The organism is Falsigemmobacter intermedius (assembly GCF_004054105.1).
In the GTDB taxonomy this organism is placed as follows: domain Bacteria; phylum Pseudomonadota; class Alphaproteobacteria; order Rhodobacterales; family Rhodobacteraceae; genus Wagnerdoeblera; species Wagnerdoeblera intermedia.
The window spans coordinates 45,697-60,091 of record NZ_SBLC01000020.1 but is presented as its reverse complement, the minus strand read 5'-3'; the positions used below and the strand labels follow the sequence as shown (position 1 = coordinate 60,091).

Genomic DNA, 14,395 nt, shown 5'->3' with positions numbered 1-14,395 from the left:
TGCTGCCAACTGGTATCTCGCAGCGGCCATCATCGCTTTACGATGAATGTCCACGGACCCTAAAACTCAGGACGTGACGAGAGGTTCCTAGTGGGGGCGGTATCACTCCGGCCGCCCCGTCTGCAAAAAAGGTAGATTGTGTCGGGCAGGGGGTCTTGCCCGTTTCCAAATTCATCGTTTGTTCTGCGTTTGTCCAGCCCTCGACGGGGCATTAACTACATGATTTCATGTAATTATCTATATAATCCTGAACCATCTCTACGGCGGGATGGATGAGCCTGAATTAAAGATCATCGACGTCTTCATCTGTAAGTTGAGAAAAAAACTTGCTGAGGCGACGGGGGGCGACAGCCATATCGAGACGGTCTGGGGGCGCGGATATGTCCTGCGCGACCCGCAGACAGAGGTGCTGCGCGAGATCAGCATGGCCTGAGAACAGACCGTTGGGTCCGGCAAGAACCCACCTGGTCCCTCCTGCGCGGGGGCCGGGTCGGGCGCTGCCGACCGGCCACAGGCCCGGCCCTGCGGTCATCCGCTATGACCCTGCTCAGGAGGAGGGGCTTTCTATCTGATCTTAGCTGTCCAGCCGAACCGGTGGCCACATCCTCACTCTGTTGTGAGGCAAGGCTGCTTCTTTTCCAATGCCCAACAGCCAGCAGGGGGGCAGGAGCTTGTTGCCATAATCTTCGCGAGGCGGCCTGTGAGGCGCATCCACAGCAGATCGTGACGGACTTCGTCGTTTCCTGTTTCCTCTGAACTAAGTTTTAACCCCTCTGCGGCAGAGTTGTCCCGGTGGTGTCAGTGCCAGGGGGCGGTCGTGGCGGTTTTACAATATTACGAACTCAGTGGTTTTTCTTCTGCGTCCGGGCAGCTCCCCTTCACGCAGTCCGAAGACGCGTCGGACACCTATCTGAACACGGGCTTCAACTACCTCGGCGGCGGGCCGACACATCTTGAGGTGACGGACAGCGATACCCTGTTTCAGGACGCGACGACCGGCACACAACTGGGGTCAGATCTCATTCTCGCGAATGGCTCAGTTCTGCCTCAGGGCACGATGATCGAGCCGAATTATGGCTTCCGCGTCACCTATACCGGTGAGGTGAACGGCCAACCCGCAGTGCTTGAGGGTGTGGTCTATGTCATAGGGACGGCGGACGGGCAGATCATCGGGATTGCGTCGGATTTCCCCCTGCAGGCCGGAACGGACGATACCATCCGCTCTGCGATCGATGCGCCGCAGCTCTATTACGGGGCCCTGCAGCATGATTTCGTGGTCGACGGCACGGAAGGCGGCGATCTGATGGATTCGGGCTACCGTGATCGTCACGGCGAGCGGATGGACGGCGGCGATAACGCTCCGGCGGCGGACCCCGACGCCGATCTCGCCTTCGGATACGGCGGCGATGACACAATTTATGGCGGCGCTGGGGCCGATTCTCTGCATGGCGGGCGCGGCAATGACCAGATCTGGGGGGGGGGCGCGGTGATGATGTGATGTCGGGGGGCCAGGGCCAGGACAGTCTTTACGGCGATGAAGGCCAGGATCACCTTTATGGCGGTGAGGGCGCGGATCTCCTGAAGGGCGGAGAAGGGGATGACCTTCTTGTCGGTTACACCGGTGACGGAGGCGGGGGCGCTGACGATCGCGACACGATCTTCGGCGGCTTTGGCAGTGATACGATCCACGGTGATGCCGGTGATGATCTGTTGAGCGGCGACGGCGGCAGTGACTTCCTTTACGGCGGCGAGGGAAATGATGAAGTCCACGGCCACAATGCCCATGACCAGGTAACCGACCCTGTCGGGGATGAGCTTTATGGCGGGGCCGGCAGTGACAGTCTTTATGGCGGCAGCGGCGCCGATCTTCTCGATGGGGGGAGCGGCAATGACAGGCTCTTCGGTGGTGCCGGGGGTGACACCCTTTTCGGGGCCGGTGGCAGCGATTTTCTGAGCGGCGGCTCCGGGAACGACCAGCTCTTTGGCGGAGATGGGCCCGATACCCTCTATGGTGGTACCGGGGATGATTATCTTGAGGTTGCAAACGGCGGCCATCTCGACGGTGGCGAGGGAGATGACACCCTGCGTGGCGGGGATCAGGCCAGTACCCTTTACGGCGGCGACGGGCAGGATCTGATTTTTGGCAGCCAGGGGGCGGACCTTATCCGGGATGGGGATGCCGCGACGATCTACGGCGGCGGAGGGAATGACGACATTCGCCTCGGCAGTTTGCAGAACGCGGCGGCGCCGGGCTGGATTGAGGGGGAGGATGGTGATGATATTATCGACGTCTATGGCGGCGGGCATCACATCTGCGGAGGCGAGGGCGCTGATGATATCAGCGTCTCTGCGGCCCCGGGCCTCGGGGTCAGCACCATCTACGGTGGTTCCGGCGACGATAAGCTGACTGCGGAGGCCTCTGTCGAGGCACATGGTGGCGACGGCAGCGATTATTTTAATGTCTTCGGCCCCGGGGCCGCGACGCTTTATGGCGGATCGGGGGACGATCTTCTCAGCGGCGGCGCAGGCGACGACAGGCTCTATGGCGAGGAGGATGATGATCTTCTCAGCGGCGGTGACGGCGCGGACAGTCTTTTCGGCGGCACCGGGCGCGATACGCTTTTTGGGGACAGCGGCGCGGATCACCTAGAGGGCGGTGCTGGGGACGATACCCTTATCGGCGACGCCGGCTCAGATACGCTTTATGGCGGAGAGGGGAATGACATGATCGGTGGTGGCGAGGGCAGCTACCGGTTCGTCGATGGTCAGACTCACTACCATATTGACCCTGACGATGCGCCGGACAGTCTCTATGGCGGAGAGGGCTTTGATACCTTCTACGTCGGCTCCGGTGATGTCATTGCTGATTTCAACACCGCCACAGGCGGCGATATCCGCGACGGCGATCGGTCGAACAATGATTTTGTTGATCTCTCTCATTTTTATAATGCCTCGACGCTGGCGGTGATGAATGCCGCGCGCAGCGCTATGGGAGAGCCCGTCTATCGCACGCCGCTCGACTGGCTGCGGGCCGATCAGGCGGATGGTGTCCTGAGCGATATCTCCCCCGCCAATGGCTTTCAGGACAGCTTCACCCTGCGGATTCTGAACGGCGGAGTTCCGGTGGCAGGCAGCGATCTGACCGTTGAAAATACCAATGTTATCTGTTTTGCGGCAACGACTGTCCTGCAGACGCCGAAAGGGGGGCGAGCCGCAGGAAGTCTGCGTCCTGGGGATCTGGTTTCAACGCGCAGTGGCCGGGCTGAGCGCGTCACATGGTGCGGGCTGCGACGTGTGAGCTGTTATGAGATGCAGATAATGCCCTATCTGCGGCCGGTTCTGATCCCGGCACATGCGCTGGGGCCTGGTTGTCCCGCCGCAGACCTGCTGCTTTCGGGAAATCATCGTCTTCAGCTGGAGCCGGGCGGGGGGCTGCTGGCTGCGCGTCTCCTGCTTGGCCGGAGGGGCGTAAGGCGTGTCATTCTTCCGCAGGGCGTTGACTATGTTCATATTCTCTTTGATCGCCATCTGCTTCTTGATGCGCAGGGCGTGGCGGCAGAAAGCCTTTGGCCCGGTCCGAAGGCCATGAATTCCCTCGATCCGGCCTCTCGTGAAGAGATCTATCACCTCTATCCGGCGCTTCGCTATGGCTGGTTGCCAGAGCCTGCGGCCGCATTTCTGCAGGGCAAGCGGGCGCTGCACTACCTTGACCGGCTATCGGGGCCTTCCTTCAGCCCTGCGGAGTCTTCCGTGGTTCAGACCTGCCAGTAGAACGCAGAGATCAGGGGGCGCGCCGGGCTTACGTGCCTCTGCCTCTGGTGGCGAGATCCTCAACTCAAGCAAGCATGTTCCCATTTTGTTCAGGGCGAGATGATTTTTTTAAGCCGAGGTCTGCTACCCATCTCAGGATATGTCGCACGGCACCGGCGATTTTGCGATGGGTGGCCGGAATTTTTTTCGACCAGGCTGGGCAGGAAGCGTTATGTCCTTTCCGTGGGGAAACCGGCCCGCAGGATCAACGCAGATGACGCGCTTGGTGAGCGGGCGTAGTGATATGCCCAAGTGGAGAGCCTCAGTCGGTGCCCCTTCCTCTTAGTGAAAGCTCTTTTTCTGGAGTGCAGTCAGGAAATCTTCACGAGTGACAGGCACAATGTTCCCTATATGTTTCAATTGGGGGATTTGACGATCCGGACCGGATATCTGTTTTTTCTGTCTCCAGGATAGACTTTCGCGTGCGCCGAACCGGAGCAGCCCTTGCAGCGGCTTAGCGATCAGTGGGGAAGCGGGCTGCGCCTTGCCGCAGCAGGGGTCTCCTGTCGCCTTGCTATGGTCGGGCTTTGGCTTGGGTCGTGCCTGCAGTCCGTCGATCTGTCGGGAACTTTATCCGGCCAGGGGCGCAAGATTGCCGGAGGGGACTGTCATAAGCGTTTCAACCGCTTATATTCCTGACAGGACCGCAGGGCGGCAAAGGATAGGGCAGGATCTATGGCGACAGACGAGGGCGCCTCCGGGCGGAGAAAGGTGGTTCTGGGCCTTGGCGCTTTGGGGGCGCTGGGCGCAGGCGGGGCATTTCTGACGTTCCACAACCCGCCGCCCTGGGTTGCCACTGAGGTCATGACACCGGCTCCGGTCTCGCTGGTTCTGGCGCTCAATGGCCACGTCCGGGCGCGCGCAGAGGTGGCTGTCCGGCCGCTGGTCTCGGCCTATGTGACGAAGGTTGCGGTGACTGAAGGGCAGCGGGTGGCGCGCGGCGATCTTCTGGTGGCGCTTGACGACCGGCAGGTCGAGGCCCGCCGCGATCAGGCCCGTGCGGCGCTTGAGGTGCAAAAGGCGCGTGAGGCCCAGGCGCGGTCGGCGGCACGGCGTGCTCAGGGGCTGGGGGCCAGTGTGATTTCCCGCGCCGATGCCGAGGCTGCGGAACTGGCGCTTGCCACGGCTGAGGGGGAGAGCCTGCGGCTGAGCGCCGCTCTGGCAGAGGTGGAGCGTGAACTTGCCCATTATCGCCTCATTGCGCCAACCGACGGGGTGGTGCTCTCCCGTCGGGTGGAGGAGGGGCAGCAGGTTACCCTTCAGGATACGCTGATGACGCTTGCAGATCCCGAAGACATCCTTGTCGAGGCCGAAGTGGATGAACTCTATGCCCGGCGGATTGGAGAAGGGCTTTCGGCCCGCCTGCGTGCCATCGGGCAAAGCGATATCCGCGACGGCGAAGTTTCCTTTACTGCGCCGAGGCTTGATCCCGACAGTGGGGGGCGCCGCATAGAGGTCAGTTTCCTGGAACCCGCAGAGCTGCCGATCGGTCTGACCGTCGAGGTGAACCTGATTGTTGCGCAATATCCTGAGGCGCTGTCGCTGCCGCGTTCGGCGCTTGTGCGGCGCGGTGCTGCCTGGCATGTGCTGGTGGCCGAAAAAGGCCGCGCCGTGGTGCGTCCGGTCGAGATCGTTGACTGGCCGTCCGAGCGTGTGATGCTGACCGCGGGCCTGCAGTCCGGCGAGCAGGTGATACTTGATCCGGTGAAACTCTCGCCGGGCGATGAGATCAGGGTCGGATAGATGCTCTATGCTGCCAAGCTGGCATGGCGCTATCTTGCCTCTTCGCGGGGGCAGACGGCGCTTTTGATCGCGGGCGTCGCGCTGGGGGTGTTCTTCTTTGTCTTCATCAGTGCGCTGATCGGGGGGCTTGGGCAATATCTTGTTCAGCGCACGGTGGGAGAGATCTCGCATGTCACCCTGACGCCGCCACCTGCAGAGGCGCGTCTTCTTCCGGGGACGGAGGGGCTGTCACTTACGGTCGCTCAGGCGGAGACGGCCCAGCGCGAACTGCTGGCTGGGGCGGAGGCGCTGATCCCGGTGCTTGATGCCACGCCGGGGGTTAAGGGCGTCTCACCGCAGATCATCGGGAATGGCATTCTGATGCGCGGACAGGCCCGGGCGGCTGTGTCGGTGACAGGGATTGAGCCGCAGCGCGTCTTAGATATCGCGAATTTCGGCGCGCGTCTGGTTGAGGGGAATGCCATCCTTGGCTCAAACCGCGTGCTGATCGGTAAGGCCCTGGCAGAGGATCTGAAAGTCTCGGTCGGGCAGATCCTGCGGCTGCAGTCTGATCGTGGCCAGGAGCGGGCTTTGCAGATCACGGGGATCTATGAGCTGGGGGTTGAGGGCGTTGATCGTCGCTCAATCTTCATTTCCCAGCCGACGGCCCGGACGCTCTTCGCCATTCCCCAGGGCATCAGTCGCATTGAGGTGAGCCTTGAGGATCTGTCGCAGGCCGACCGGATGGCAGAGCGGCTTGCGGCGCTGACCGGCTACCGTGCGGAAAGCTGGACCAGCGGGAATGCGCAGCTTCTCGACGGGCTGAAAGCGCAGGAACGTTCGGGCGATATGATCAAGGGGTTCAGTCTGGTGACGATCGTGATCGGTGTTGCCTCGGCCATGCTGGTCAATACCTATCGGCGCAGCTCTGAGATCGGGATTATGCGCGCGACCGGGGCGCGGCGGGGCTTTGTGCTGGCGGTCTTCATCCTGCAGGGCGCTTTGATTGGTCTGTGCGGCGGCGCGCTGGGGGCGGGGCTTGGATTTGCCATTCTGTCTCACATTCCGCCGCCCGAAATCGGGGTCACCCCGGTCATGCCGGTGGATTACCGTCAGGGCGCTTACGGGATGGCGCTTCTTCTGACGACGATCGGCGCGGTTCTGGCCTCGCTGCTGCCGGCGCGGGCAGCCTCAAAGATCGACCCGGTGAAAGTGATCGGCCAATGACGGATCTTCTGGTGGAACTGCGCGATCTGCGCAAAGGGTTCGGTGAGGGAGAGGCGCGCACTGAGGTGCTGAAAGGCGTCACCCTCAGCCTGCCGCAGCGCGAGTTTGCAGCGCTTCTCGGGCCGTCGGGCTCCGGCAAAAGCACGCTTTTGTCGATCATGGGCACGCTGATGAAGGCGGACAGCGGCGAGCATCTGATGCTTGGCAAGGATCTGATGGCCGCCCAGGATGCAGAACTGACCGATTTTCGCAACCGGCGCATCGGCTTCGTGTTTCAGTTTCACCATCTGTTCCCGGATCTGACCGCGCTGGAAAATGTGATCTTTCCCGCAGCCGTCCGCGCCGGGCGCGAGACCTCTGAACAAAAAGCCCGCGGGCGTCTTCTGCTAGAGCGGGTGGGGCTGGCGCATCGGATGAATTTCCGCGCCACGGCGCTCTCGGGCGGGCAGAAGCAAAGGGTGGCCATTGCGCGGGCTTTGATGAACCAGCCCTCTCTGGTGCTGGCCGATGAGCCGACGGGCAATCTGGACCGTGAGAATGCGGATCAGGTCATGGAACTGCTGGCCGAGATGAACCGCGAAGAGGGCACGGCCTTTCTGATCTCAACCCATGACGCGGAAATCGCCGCTGCCTGTCACCGGCGGATCACCCTGAACGACGGCCGGGTGGCCTGACAACGGGCCGTCGCGGGCAGGGCGATCCGGTGCGCGGTGGCACAATTTTACTGTGGCTGTCCGGGCAGCCCCACGTATCTACGCCCCATCCGCACCAGGGCCTTCAATGCCGTCAGACAGAACGGGCGCAGGGCCGGGTGGCGGCGGATAAAGGCAGCGGCTGCGGGCCCGTGGCGGTAGTAGAAGGTAATGAAGCGCCGTCCCGCGTCTGAGCGGCGCAGCACGTTGTCGCGGTAGCCGCGCAGCCACAAAACATCCGGATGGCGGTCACTTTGATAGCTGGCTCCGGCAACGAAACAATCGCCGCCGCCCTCGTCCTCCTCCTCTGTGGCGGGGGGCGGTTCGGTTTCCTCATCCGGCGCTTCGCCGTTTCCGTTTCCCGTGTCCGGATCCGGCACCTCCGGCGGGCGGCCGGGCACGCTCTGACCCAGAGAGGCCAGGAGGGCTGCGCGGTCGACATCGGCCAGACCCTGTAACAACACACTGGCTGAACCTGAAAGCGTCAGCAGCAGATCCTGTGGCTGGCTCTCGCCGGGGCGGGTCCGGGGTTGCAGCAGGCTGGCGGGATCGGCCCCTTCGGGCAATTCGCCGTTCAGATCCAGCCAGTCCTCTCCGGGCTTAAAATCGGTCAGAACCAGGCTCGCGTCTTTGGCGGCGATCATGACATCTGCGCCCTGACCGCCGGTCATGGTGACCTCGCCCCCCTCTGCGGCGACCAGGGTGTCATTGCCGCGATCCCCCGACAGGATATCCTGGCTGTAGTTTGAGGGGGCCGCCGTTTCATCGGGGTAAGAGGCATAAAGGAGGTCATCCCCCTCGCCGCCGTAAAGCCGGTCATCTCCGGTGCCGCCGGTCAGCGTGTCACTGCCTTCGCCGCCATAGATCAGATCACGGCCGCCATTGCCATGCAGGCGGTCGTCTTCACTGCCACCGTAAAGCGTATCATGCCCTGAGCCGCCGTAGAGGATATCCGCGCCTGCGCCGCCGCGCAGGATGTCGTTGTCGAGGCCGCCTGAGATGGAGTCGTTGCCCGCGCCGCCAGAGAGGGTGTCATGCCCCTCACCGCCATGGATCAGGTCATCGCCGCCCTGACCGTTAAGGCGGTCATTGCCGTCGCCGCCGATCAGCCGTTCGACCGCATCGGTACCGTCAATCGTGTCATGTCCGGCGGTGTAGCGCGGCGTGGTCATTTCCCAGTCGCGGTGCGGACCCTCGTCGCGGGGGAAATAGGCGACGTAATCCTCATAGGGAATGTCGGCGCTGCGCGGCACGCCATTGGCCCATTCTTCGGGCCAGTTGATGAAGTGGCGCTCTTCGCCATTGGCATTGCCCTCCGGGTCCGAGCCGGGCGGCGGGCGGATCAGCCCTTCGACCTTTCGCGCCCCCTCCAGGGAATAGAGGATCCGGTCGTCGATGAGCAGCCAGGGCTGGGCATAGAGGCTGACAATCCGCACCCCTGCGGGCAGATTTCGCAGATCGAGGCGGGTGTCATCGATCCAGATCTCATCGCGCGAGTAATCGAAATCATCGATCCGTCCGGTGATCCGTGCATCGGACCCGCTGCGTCCGACAAAGATGAACTTATCCGCCCCCTGTTCGCCCCAGACGTGATCGCCATAGGGCGCCGTGCTGTCTGAGACGTCGAGATAAAGGGTATCAGCCCCGGCCCCGCCGTAGAGATGGCTCTGCACCACCCCACGGCCGCCGCCGGTCAGCGTGTCATCCCCCGCGCCACCCCAGGCACCACCGCCATGGAGGCCCGTGGTCAGAGTGTCATTGCCCTGGTAGCCATAGATGCGGTTGACAGTGTCCGAAGTGGCCAGCCGGTCATCCCCCGGGCCGCCTCTCAGTGTTTGCGGCATACGTCAGCCCTCCCCCACAGCGCCGCGGCCGGGGCCGCTCAGCGGGCCGGGGCGGGGCTGTCACACCATTAAAACCGGGCACGATGGCCCTTCACTCGTCACAAGGCAGGAACCGGTTAACAGAATGCTAACACCGAAACGCGGAGCTGCGTGATAGCCTGAAAGGATCAAAAAACTGTGAGGCGACCGGGGGTTGTGTGGTTGAGACCGGCTCGCGCGGCCTGTAGTCTTGCAATCCCGGGCGGGCGCGGGCATCACAGCGCGGCTCCAGGAAGGGAAAATGTTGTGCAGTGGCGTGAGATGCGTGAAGAGGATCTGACCGGCGTTCTGGACCTGGCCGATCGTGTCCATCCGGAGCTTCCCGAGCGTTTTGAGGTGATCGCGGAAAAGCGCCGCCTTTATCCGCAGGGCTGCCTGGTCCTTGAGGACGCGCCGGGCGGCGCGCTTGCGGGCTATGCCATCTCACATCCGATCCGCGAAAACAGCCCGCCCGCACTCGACAGCTTTCTCGGCGCGATCCCGGAAGAGGCCGGGCAGTACTACATCCACGATGTGGTGCTCGATCCTGAACTGCGCGGGGGGGGCTATGCGCGTCAGGCGATTGAGCGGCTGCTCGCTCAGGCGGAGGGTTTCCCCTCAACCGGGCTGGTTTCGGTCTATGGCACCGCGGGCTTCTGGTCCCGGTTTGGCTTCGCCCCGGCGCCGGGTGTCGCGGGGCAGAAGCTGGCCGCCTATGGTGAGGATGCGGTCTGGATGCGCCGCGACCTGACCCTCTGAGACATCTGCCCTTTGACAACAGCTGCGGCGCTGCGCCGGATTGCGCCTTTGAGCTGCGCTCATCAGAATGCGGAACGCACCCCAGGATATGGTCTGGTGCGGTCTGACCGGATCTTTTGGAATGACTATGCCGAACCTTGCCGAACGTGATGCTGAGCTGCTGAGCAAAGAATGGGCTGCCCTTCAGGAGGCGCTGGTCCCTCCGGCCCGGGTGGCGCTGGCGGCGCTTGTGGCAGAGCAGGCGGCAGAACTGGTCGAGCGCTTTTATGCTGAACTGGAAAAAGACGCGGATGCGCGGGAATTTCTGTCGCAGGATCTGATCCGTGACCGTCTCAGCGGCGCCCTGCAGCGCTGGCTTTTAGCGCTTTTTCCGGCAGAGACGGTCCCGGATTTTGACGAAATGGCGCGGGTGCAATGCCATGCGGGGGCCGTGCACGCCCGCATCGGTCTGCCGCTGAAACTGGTGACGCGCGGTCTGCGCCTGATGACCGAAGGGCTGATCCACGCCATTGTCGCCCAAGAGGATCTGCGCCAGAGCCGTCGGGCCATGCTGCGGGTTGCGGCCTCAACGCTGTCCATTGCCATCGACATCATGAATTCGGCCACCGTCGGCGAAAGCCGCCGGAGCGAGCAGAACGCCGGGGCCTTCCGGCTGTTTACACTCGGCAAAAACCTGTCGCAGGAGCGCGAGGCACAGCGCGCAGCCATGGCCGAATGGCTGCAGGAGGCCATGTTCATCATTGCCGCGCGCGAGCGGCTGGAGGATCTGCCGGATCTGCGCAGCTCAGAGTTCGGGCTCTGGCTGACCCATCGCGGCGATGTTCTCTTTGAGGGCACCCATGAAATTCACCGCGCCCAGGCGCTGGTGGCGCGGATTGATGCGGATCTGCTGCCGGGCATCCGGCGGGGAGAGGATCTGCGCAATCTGCTTGAGCGGCTCAACAGCGCGGCAGCCGAAGTGCGTGCGCTGGTCTTGCAATGCTTCAACGAGGCGACGCGGATCGAAGGGGGGCATGATGCCCTGACCGGCGTCTTAAGCCGCCGCTTTATGGATACGATCCTCGCCCGTGAGGTTGAGACGGCGCGGCGGCAGCGGCAGGATTTTGCGGTGGCTCTGATCGATCTGGATCATTTCAAGCGGATCAATGACCTTTATGGTCACTCCGCCGGAGATCTGGCGCTGCGCCGCTGCGCAGAGGCGATCCTTGAGACGGCCCGGGTCGGCGATTACGTCTTCCGCTATGGCGGGGAGGAGTTTCTGGTGACCCTCGCTGAGATGGACCCAGAGGCGGCACAAGCCTTCGGAGAGCGGCTGCTTGAGGCCCTGCGCAGCCGCGACATCCATCTGCCCGGGGGAGAGGTGATCCGCCTGACGGCCTCGATCGGGATCGCGGCCTATAATGGCGAGCCGGATTTCCACCGCCTGACCATGGCGGCCGATCAGGCGCTTTATGAGGCGAAAAGCCTCGGCCGCAATCGGGTGCATCTGGCCAGCTGAGGGCAGTGACCCACAGCGCAGAGGGGCGCGGGGGCTCTGCCTCACGCGGAGACGGATTTTTATGACGTCTTTGTCCGGGCCGTTCTTGCGGACGTTCTGCCGGTGCCGGGATCCGGCTGCCCCGATCTGACCGGAGGGGGGAAGCGCAGGCCATGGCGGCGGGTCCTGAGACCCTCACGGCCTGCTCTCCGGGCCGATCCGGCCCGGAGAATGTTCAACACGCCACGATCAGCCGGCGCGGTAGTTCGGGCTTTCGCGGGTGATCTGCACGTCATGGACGTGGCTCTCACGCAGACCCGCCGAGGTGATGCGCACGAAAGAGCAGTTCTTCCGCATCTCTGCAACGGTTGCATTGCCGGTATAGCCCATTGATGCGCGCAGACCGCCGACCATTTGGTGCAGCACGGTGGCAACCGGGCCTTTATAGGCGACCTGACCTTCGATGCCCTCCGGCACCAGCTTGTCGGATGCTGCGTCTTTCTGGAAGTAGCGATCCGCCGAGCCGCGGGCCATGGCGCCCAGCGAGCCCATGCCACGGTAGGATTTATACGAACGCCCGTTCCACAGGATCACCTCACCGGGGCTTTCCTCGGTGCCCGCGATGGCCGAGCCGACCATGGCGCAGCTTGCACCCGCAGCGATCGCTTTTGCAAAATCGCCCGAGTATTTGATGCCGCCGTCCGCAATGATCGGGGTGTCGCCTGCGGCCGAGCAGGCATCCACAATCGCGGTCAGCTGCGGCACGCCCACGCCCGCAACGATACGGGTGGTGCAGATCGAGCCCGGGCCGATGCCCACTTTCACCGCATCCGCACCGGCGCCGATCAGCGCACGGGTCGCCTCAGCCGTTGCGACGTTGCCGGCGCAGACCTGAACGTTGGGGTTCAGTTTCTTGATGCGCTCAACAGCGATTGCCACACCGGCCGAGTGGCCATGGGCGGTGTCGATGACGATCAGATCGCAGCCCGCGTCGATCAGGGCGGCGGAACGCTCAAAGCCTGCATCGCCCACGGTCGAGGCCGCTGCCACGCGCAGACGACCCAGCTCATCCTTGCAGGCCTGCGGGTTCAGAACCGACTTCTGCGTGTCCTTGAGGGTCAGAAGACCCGTCAGCTTGCCCGCCCCATCGGTAACGAGCAGCTTTTCAATGCGGCGCTCTTTCATCAGGCTGATGGCCGCGTCGCGGTCTGCCGGCTCCTGCAGGATGGCCAGATTGTCGGTGGTCATCATGACCGAAACCGGGGTCTTGTCGTCGCTTGCAAAGCGCATGTCGCGGTTGGTGACGATGCCCACAACGCGGCCATCGGCATCAACAACCGGGAAGCCGGAGATATTGTAACGCTCTGCCAGCGCCTTGGCATCGGCGAGGGTCTGATCGGCCCGCAGGGTGATCGGCGCATAGACGATACCGGATTCAAAACGCTTCACGCGGCTGACTTCACGGGCCTGGGCTTCAATGTCGAGGTTGCGGTGGATCACGCCCATGCCGCCCGATTGCGCCATGGCAATGGCCATGCGGGCCTCGGTCACGGTGTCCATCGCGCTGGAAAGCAGCGGGATGTTCAGGCGGATCGAACGGGTAACGAAGGTCGAGGTATCCGCATCAGACGGCAGCACGTTCGATGCGTTGGGGACCAACAGCACATCATCAAAAGTAAGTGCTTCGCGAATCTGCATGGGAGCCTCCTGGGGGTTTACCATTTGGCGGTTTCCCGTTTCATGATCAGCGGGAAAGTGCAAGAGGGCAGGGCCTTCGGAATGCAAAAAGCGCCGCTTCTGCGGCGCTTTGTCCTGATCTTCAGGCGGTATTCACGCGGTGGGTGTATTGGTTTTGATCGCCAGCGTCCCCCGCGCCCACATCTGCCAGACTCTGGAGGCGACAAAGGCCACCATGGCGCTGGCGGCAGTCAGCGCACAGATGCCGGTGATCTGCCAGCCCATCGCCATCTGCGCATTGGCAAAAGCCGCCAGCGGGAAGGTGAAGGCCCCCCAGAAGGGGGAAAAGCCGCTCTCGGTGATCCAGCGCGCGCTCAGGACCAGGGCGATGAAGATGGCGGAGGCAAGGGTTGCAAAGACAAGCGCTGCCGTCTCATAGCCAAGGATCAGCGACGACAGCGTCATCAGGCTGGCCGGTGCCAGGTGAATGGCCAGAAGCGGGCGCAGCGGGGCAGGCGGGATGCGTCGGATCAGCATCCACAGCCCCTGCAGCCAGAGCGTCACCCCGGCAAAGACCGCATAGCCATAGGCCAGATGCGCCAGCTGCGTATAGCCCAGCGGGGCCAGGGTGAAGGGCAGAATGATATATCCCGTGAAGATCAGCTGCCAGACCGGCGTGATCACCCGCGCTTCCTCCGGCCCGGTGAAATAGGCTTTCAGCACCGCAAAGCCGAGGCAGAGGTGACAGGTCACGGCCAGCGCAAGGATGCCGAGCGCCAGCTCCGGCAGATAGGGAGCCACCACGGCCGCCATCAGAAAGGCCGAGACATCCGCCGCCGCCAGCCCCGCACGACCGGGCAGCAGCGTCAGCTCTTCGCGCAGCACTGAGGGCCGCCGCAGAACCTTTGAGGCATAGGCCCCGATCATAAAGCACCACAGCAGGAAAATGGCCCCGAGCAGCATCTCAGCCAGAGCGCCCGGCAGGGCGGTCAGCTCGGACGCCCGCCTCCAGGCGAGGCCGAGGCCCGTCAGCCCCAGCAGGGGCGGAAAAACCGCCGGGGGCATGCGGCGAAAGAGACCACGCGCGCCGATCTGGCGGGCGGCAGGTGGAGGCAGTGCGGACATCGGTCATCCCCGGCAGGGCAAATACTGCGCGCCATAATGCCGCT

General features: G+C 63.3%; 10 protein-coding genes and 1 pseudogene. 8 read left to right on the top strand and 3 right to left on the bottom strand.

All coding sequences use genetic code 11. From position 1 onward, the window contains the following. Nucleotides 1–241 precede the first annotated feature (241 nt). The 6 genes and pseudogenes from EP867_RS13580 to EP867_RS13555 all read left to right on the top strand — a co-directional run. Nucleotides 242–433 (top strand): annotated as a pseudogene (locus tag EP867_RS13580) (winged helix-turn-helix domain-containing protein); the annotation flags it as partial. A gap of 384 nt (nt 434–817) precedes the next feature. Continuing rightward, nucleotides 818–1,498 (top strand): calcium-binding protein, encoded by a 681-nt coding sequence (locus tag EP867_RS13575; protein WP_128490027.1) that lies wholly within the window; start codon nt 818–820, stop codon nt 1,496–1,498. Then, nucleotides 1,498–3,771, top strand: coding sequence for a Hint domain-containing protein (locus tag EP867_RS13570; RefSeq protein WP_128490026.1), 2,274 nt, complete (start codon nt 1,498–1,500; stop codon nt 3,769–3,771). The genes EP867_RS13575 and EP867_RS13570 overlap by 1 nt, the downstream gene beginning before the upstream one ends. Before the next feature lie 714 nt (nt 3,772–4,485). Further along, nucleotides 4,486–5,553, top strand: a complete 1,068-nt coding sequence (locus EP867_RS13565; RefSeq protein ID WP_128490025.1) for an efflux RND transporter periplasmic adaptor subunit — start codon at nt 4,486–4,488, stop codon at nt 5,551–5,553. Beyond that, nucleotides 5,554–6,759: an ABC transporter permease gene (locus EP867_RS13560; RefSeq protein ID WP_128490024.1), complete on the top strand. Its 1,206-nt coding sequence runs from the start codon at nt 5,554–5,556 to the stop codon at nt 6,757–6,759. Further along, complete coding sequence (locus tag EP867_RS13555) at nt 6,756–7,433, top strand: ABC transporter ATP-binding protein (protein ID WP_128490023.1); 678 nt, start codon at nt 6,756–6,758, stop codon at nt 7,431–7,433. Before EP867_RS13560 ends, EP867_RS13555 begins: the two co-directional genes overlap by 4 nt. A gap of 47 nt (nt 7,434–7,480) precedes the next feature. On the opposite strand, the gene EP867_RS13550 is transcribed toward EP867_RS13555, so the two are convergent. Then, a complete protein-coding gene (locus EP867_RS13550; protein WP_128490022.1) occupies nt 7,481–9,295 on the bottom strand; it encodes a calcium-binding protein in 1,815 nt (604 codons plus the stop codon). A 285-nt stretch (nt 9,296–9,580) separates the two neighbouring features. Between EP867_RS13550 and EP867_RS13545 the strand changes: the two genes are divergently transcribed. Together EP867_RS13545 and EP867_RS13540 are read left to right on the top strand one after the other, a co-directional pair. Continuing rightward, nucleotides 9,581–10,072 carry a GNAT family N-acetyltransferase gene (locus tag EP867_RS13545; protein ID WP_128490021.1) on the top strand — a complete coding sequence of 164 codons (492 nt, stop codon included), beginning with the start codon at nt 9,581–9,583 and terminating at the stop codon, nt 10,070–10,072. Between the two features lie 121 nt (nt 10,073–10,193). Beyond that, on the top strand, nt 10,194–11,570 hold the full coding sequence (locus EP867_RS13540) for a GGDEF domain-containing protein (RefSeq protein WP_164888871.1): 1,377 nt from the start codon (nt 10,194–10,196) through the stop codon (nt 11,568–11,570). Between the two features lie 228 nt (nt 11,571–11,798). Here EP867_RS13540 and guaB read toward each other — a convergent pair whose 3' ends face one another. Then, complete coding sequence (guaB, locus tag EP867_RS13535; protein WP_128490019.1) at nt 11,799–13,247, bottom strand: IMP dehydrogenase; 1,449 nt, start codon at nt 13,245–13,247, stop codon at nt 11,799–11,801. A gap of 132 nt (nt 13,248–13,379) precedes the next feature. Continuing rightward, nucleotides 13,380–14,351, bottom strand: a complete 972-nt coding sequence (locus EP867_RS13530) for a TDT family transporter (RefSeq protein ID WP_128490018.1) — start codon at nt 14,349–14,351, stop codon at nt 13,380–13,382. Nucleotides 14,352–14,395: the final 44 nt, after the last annotated feature.

What these genes read in the sequence shown, in the direction of transcription:
- EP867_RS13570 (WP_128490026.1), top strand. Translation starts at nt 1,498, where the DNA reads ATGTCGGGGGGCCAGGGCCAGGACAGTCTTTACGGCGATGAAGGCCAG.
- EP867_RS13565 (WP_128490025.1), top strand. Translation starts at nt 4,486, where the DNA reads ATGGCGACAGACGAGGGCGCCTCCGGGCGGAGAAAGGTGGTTCTGGGC.
- EP867_RS13560 (WP_128490024.1), top strand. Translation starts at nt 5,554, where the DNA reads ATGCTCTATGCTGCCAAGCTGGCATGGCGCTATCTTGCCTCTTCGCGG.
- EP867_RS13555 (WP_128490023.1), top strand. Translation starts at nt 6,756, where the DNA reads ATGACGGATCTTCTGGTGGAACTGCGCGATCTGCGCAAAGGGTTCGGT.
- EP867_RS13550 (WP_128490022.1), bottom strand. Translation starts at nt 9,295, where the DNA reads ATGCCGCAAACACTGAGAGGCGGCCCGGGGGATGACCGGCTGGCCACT.
- EP867_RS13540 (WP_164888871.1), top strand. Translation starts at nt 10,194, where the DNA reads ATGACTATGCCGAACCTTGCCGAACGTGATGCTGAGCTGCTGAGCAAA.
- guaB (WP_128490019.1), bottom strand. Translation starts at nt 13,247, where the DNA reads ATGCAGATTCGCGAAGCACTTACTTTTGATGATGTGCTGTTGGTCCCC.
- EP867_RS13530 (WP_128490018.1), bottom strand. Translation starts at nt 14,351, where the DNA reads ATGTCCGCACTGCCTCCACCTGCCGCCCGCCAGATCGGCGCGCGTGGT.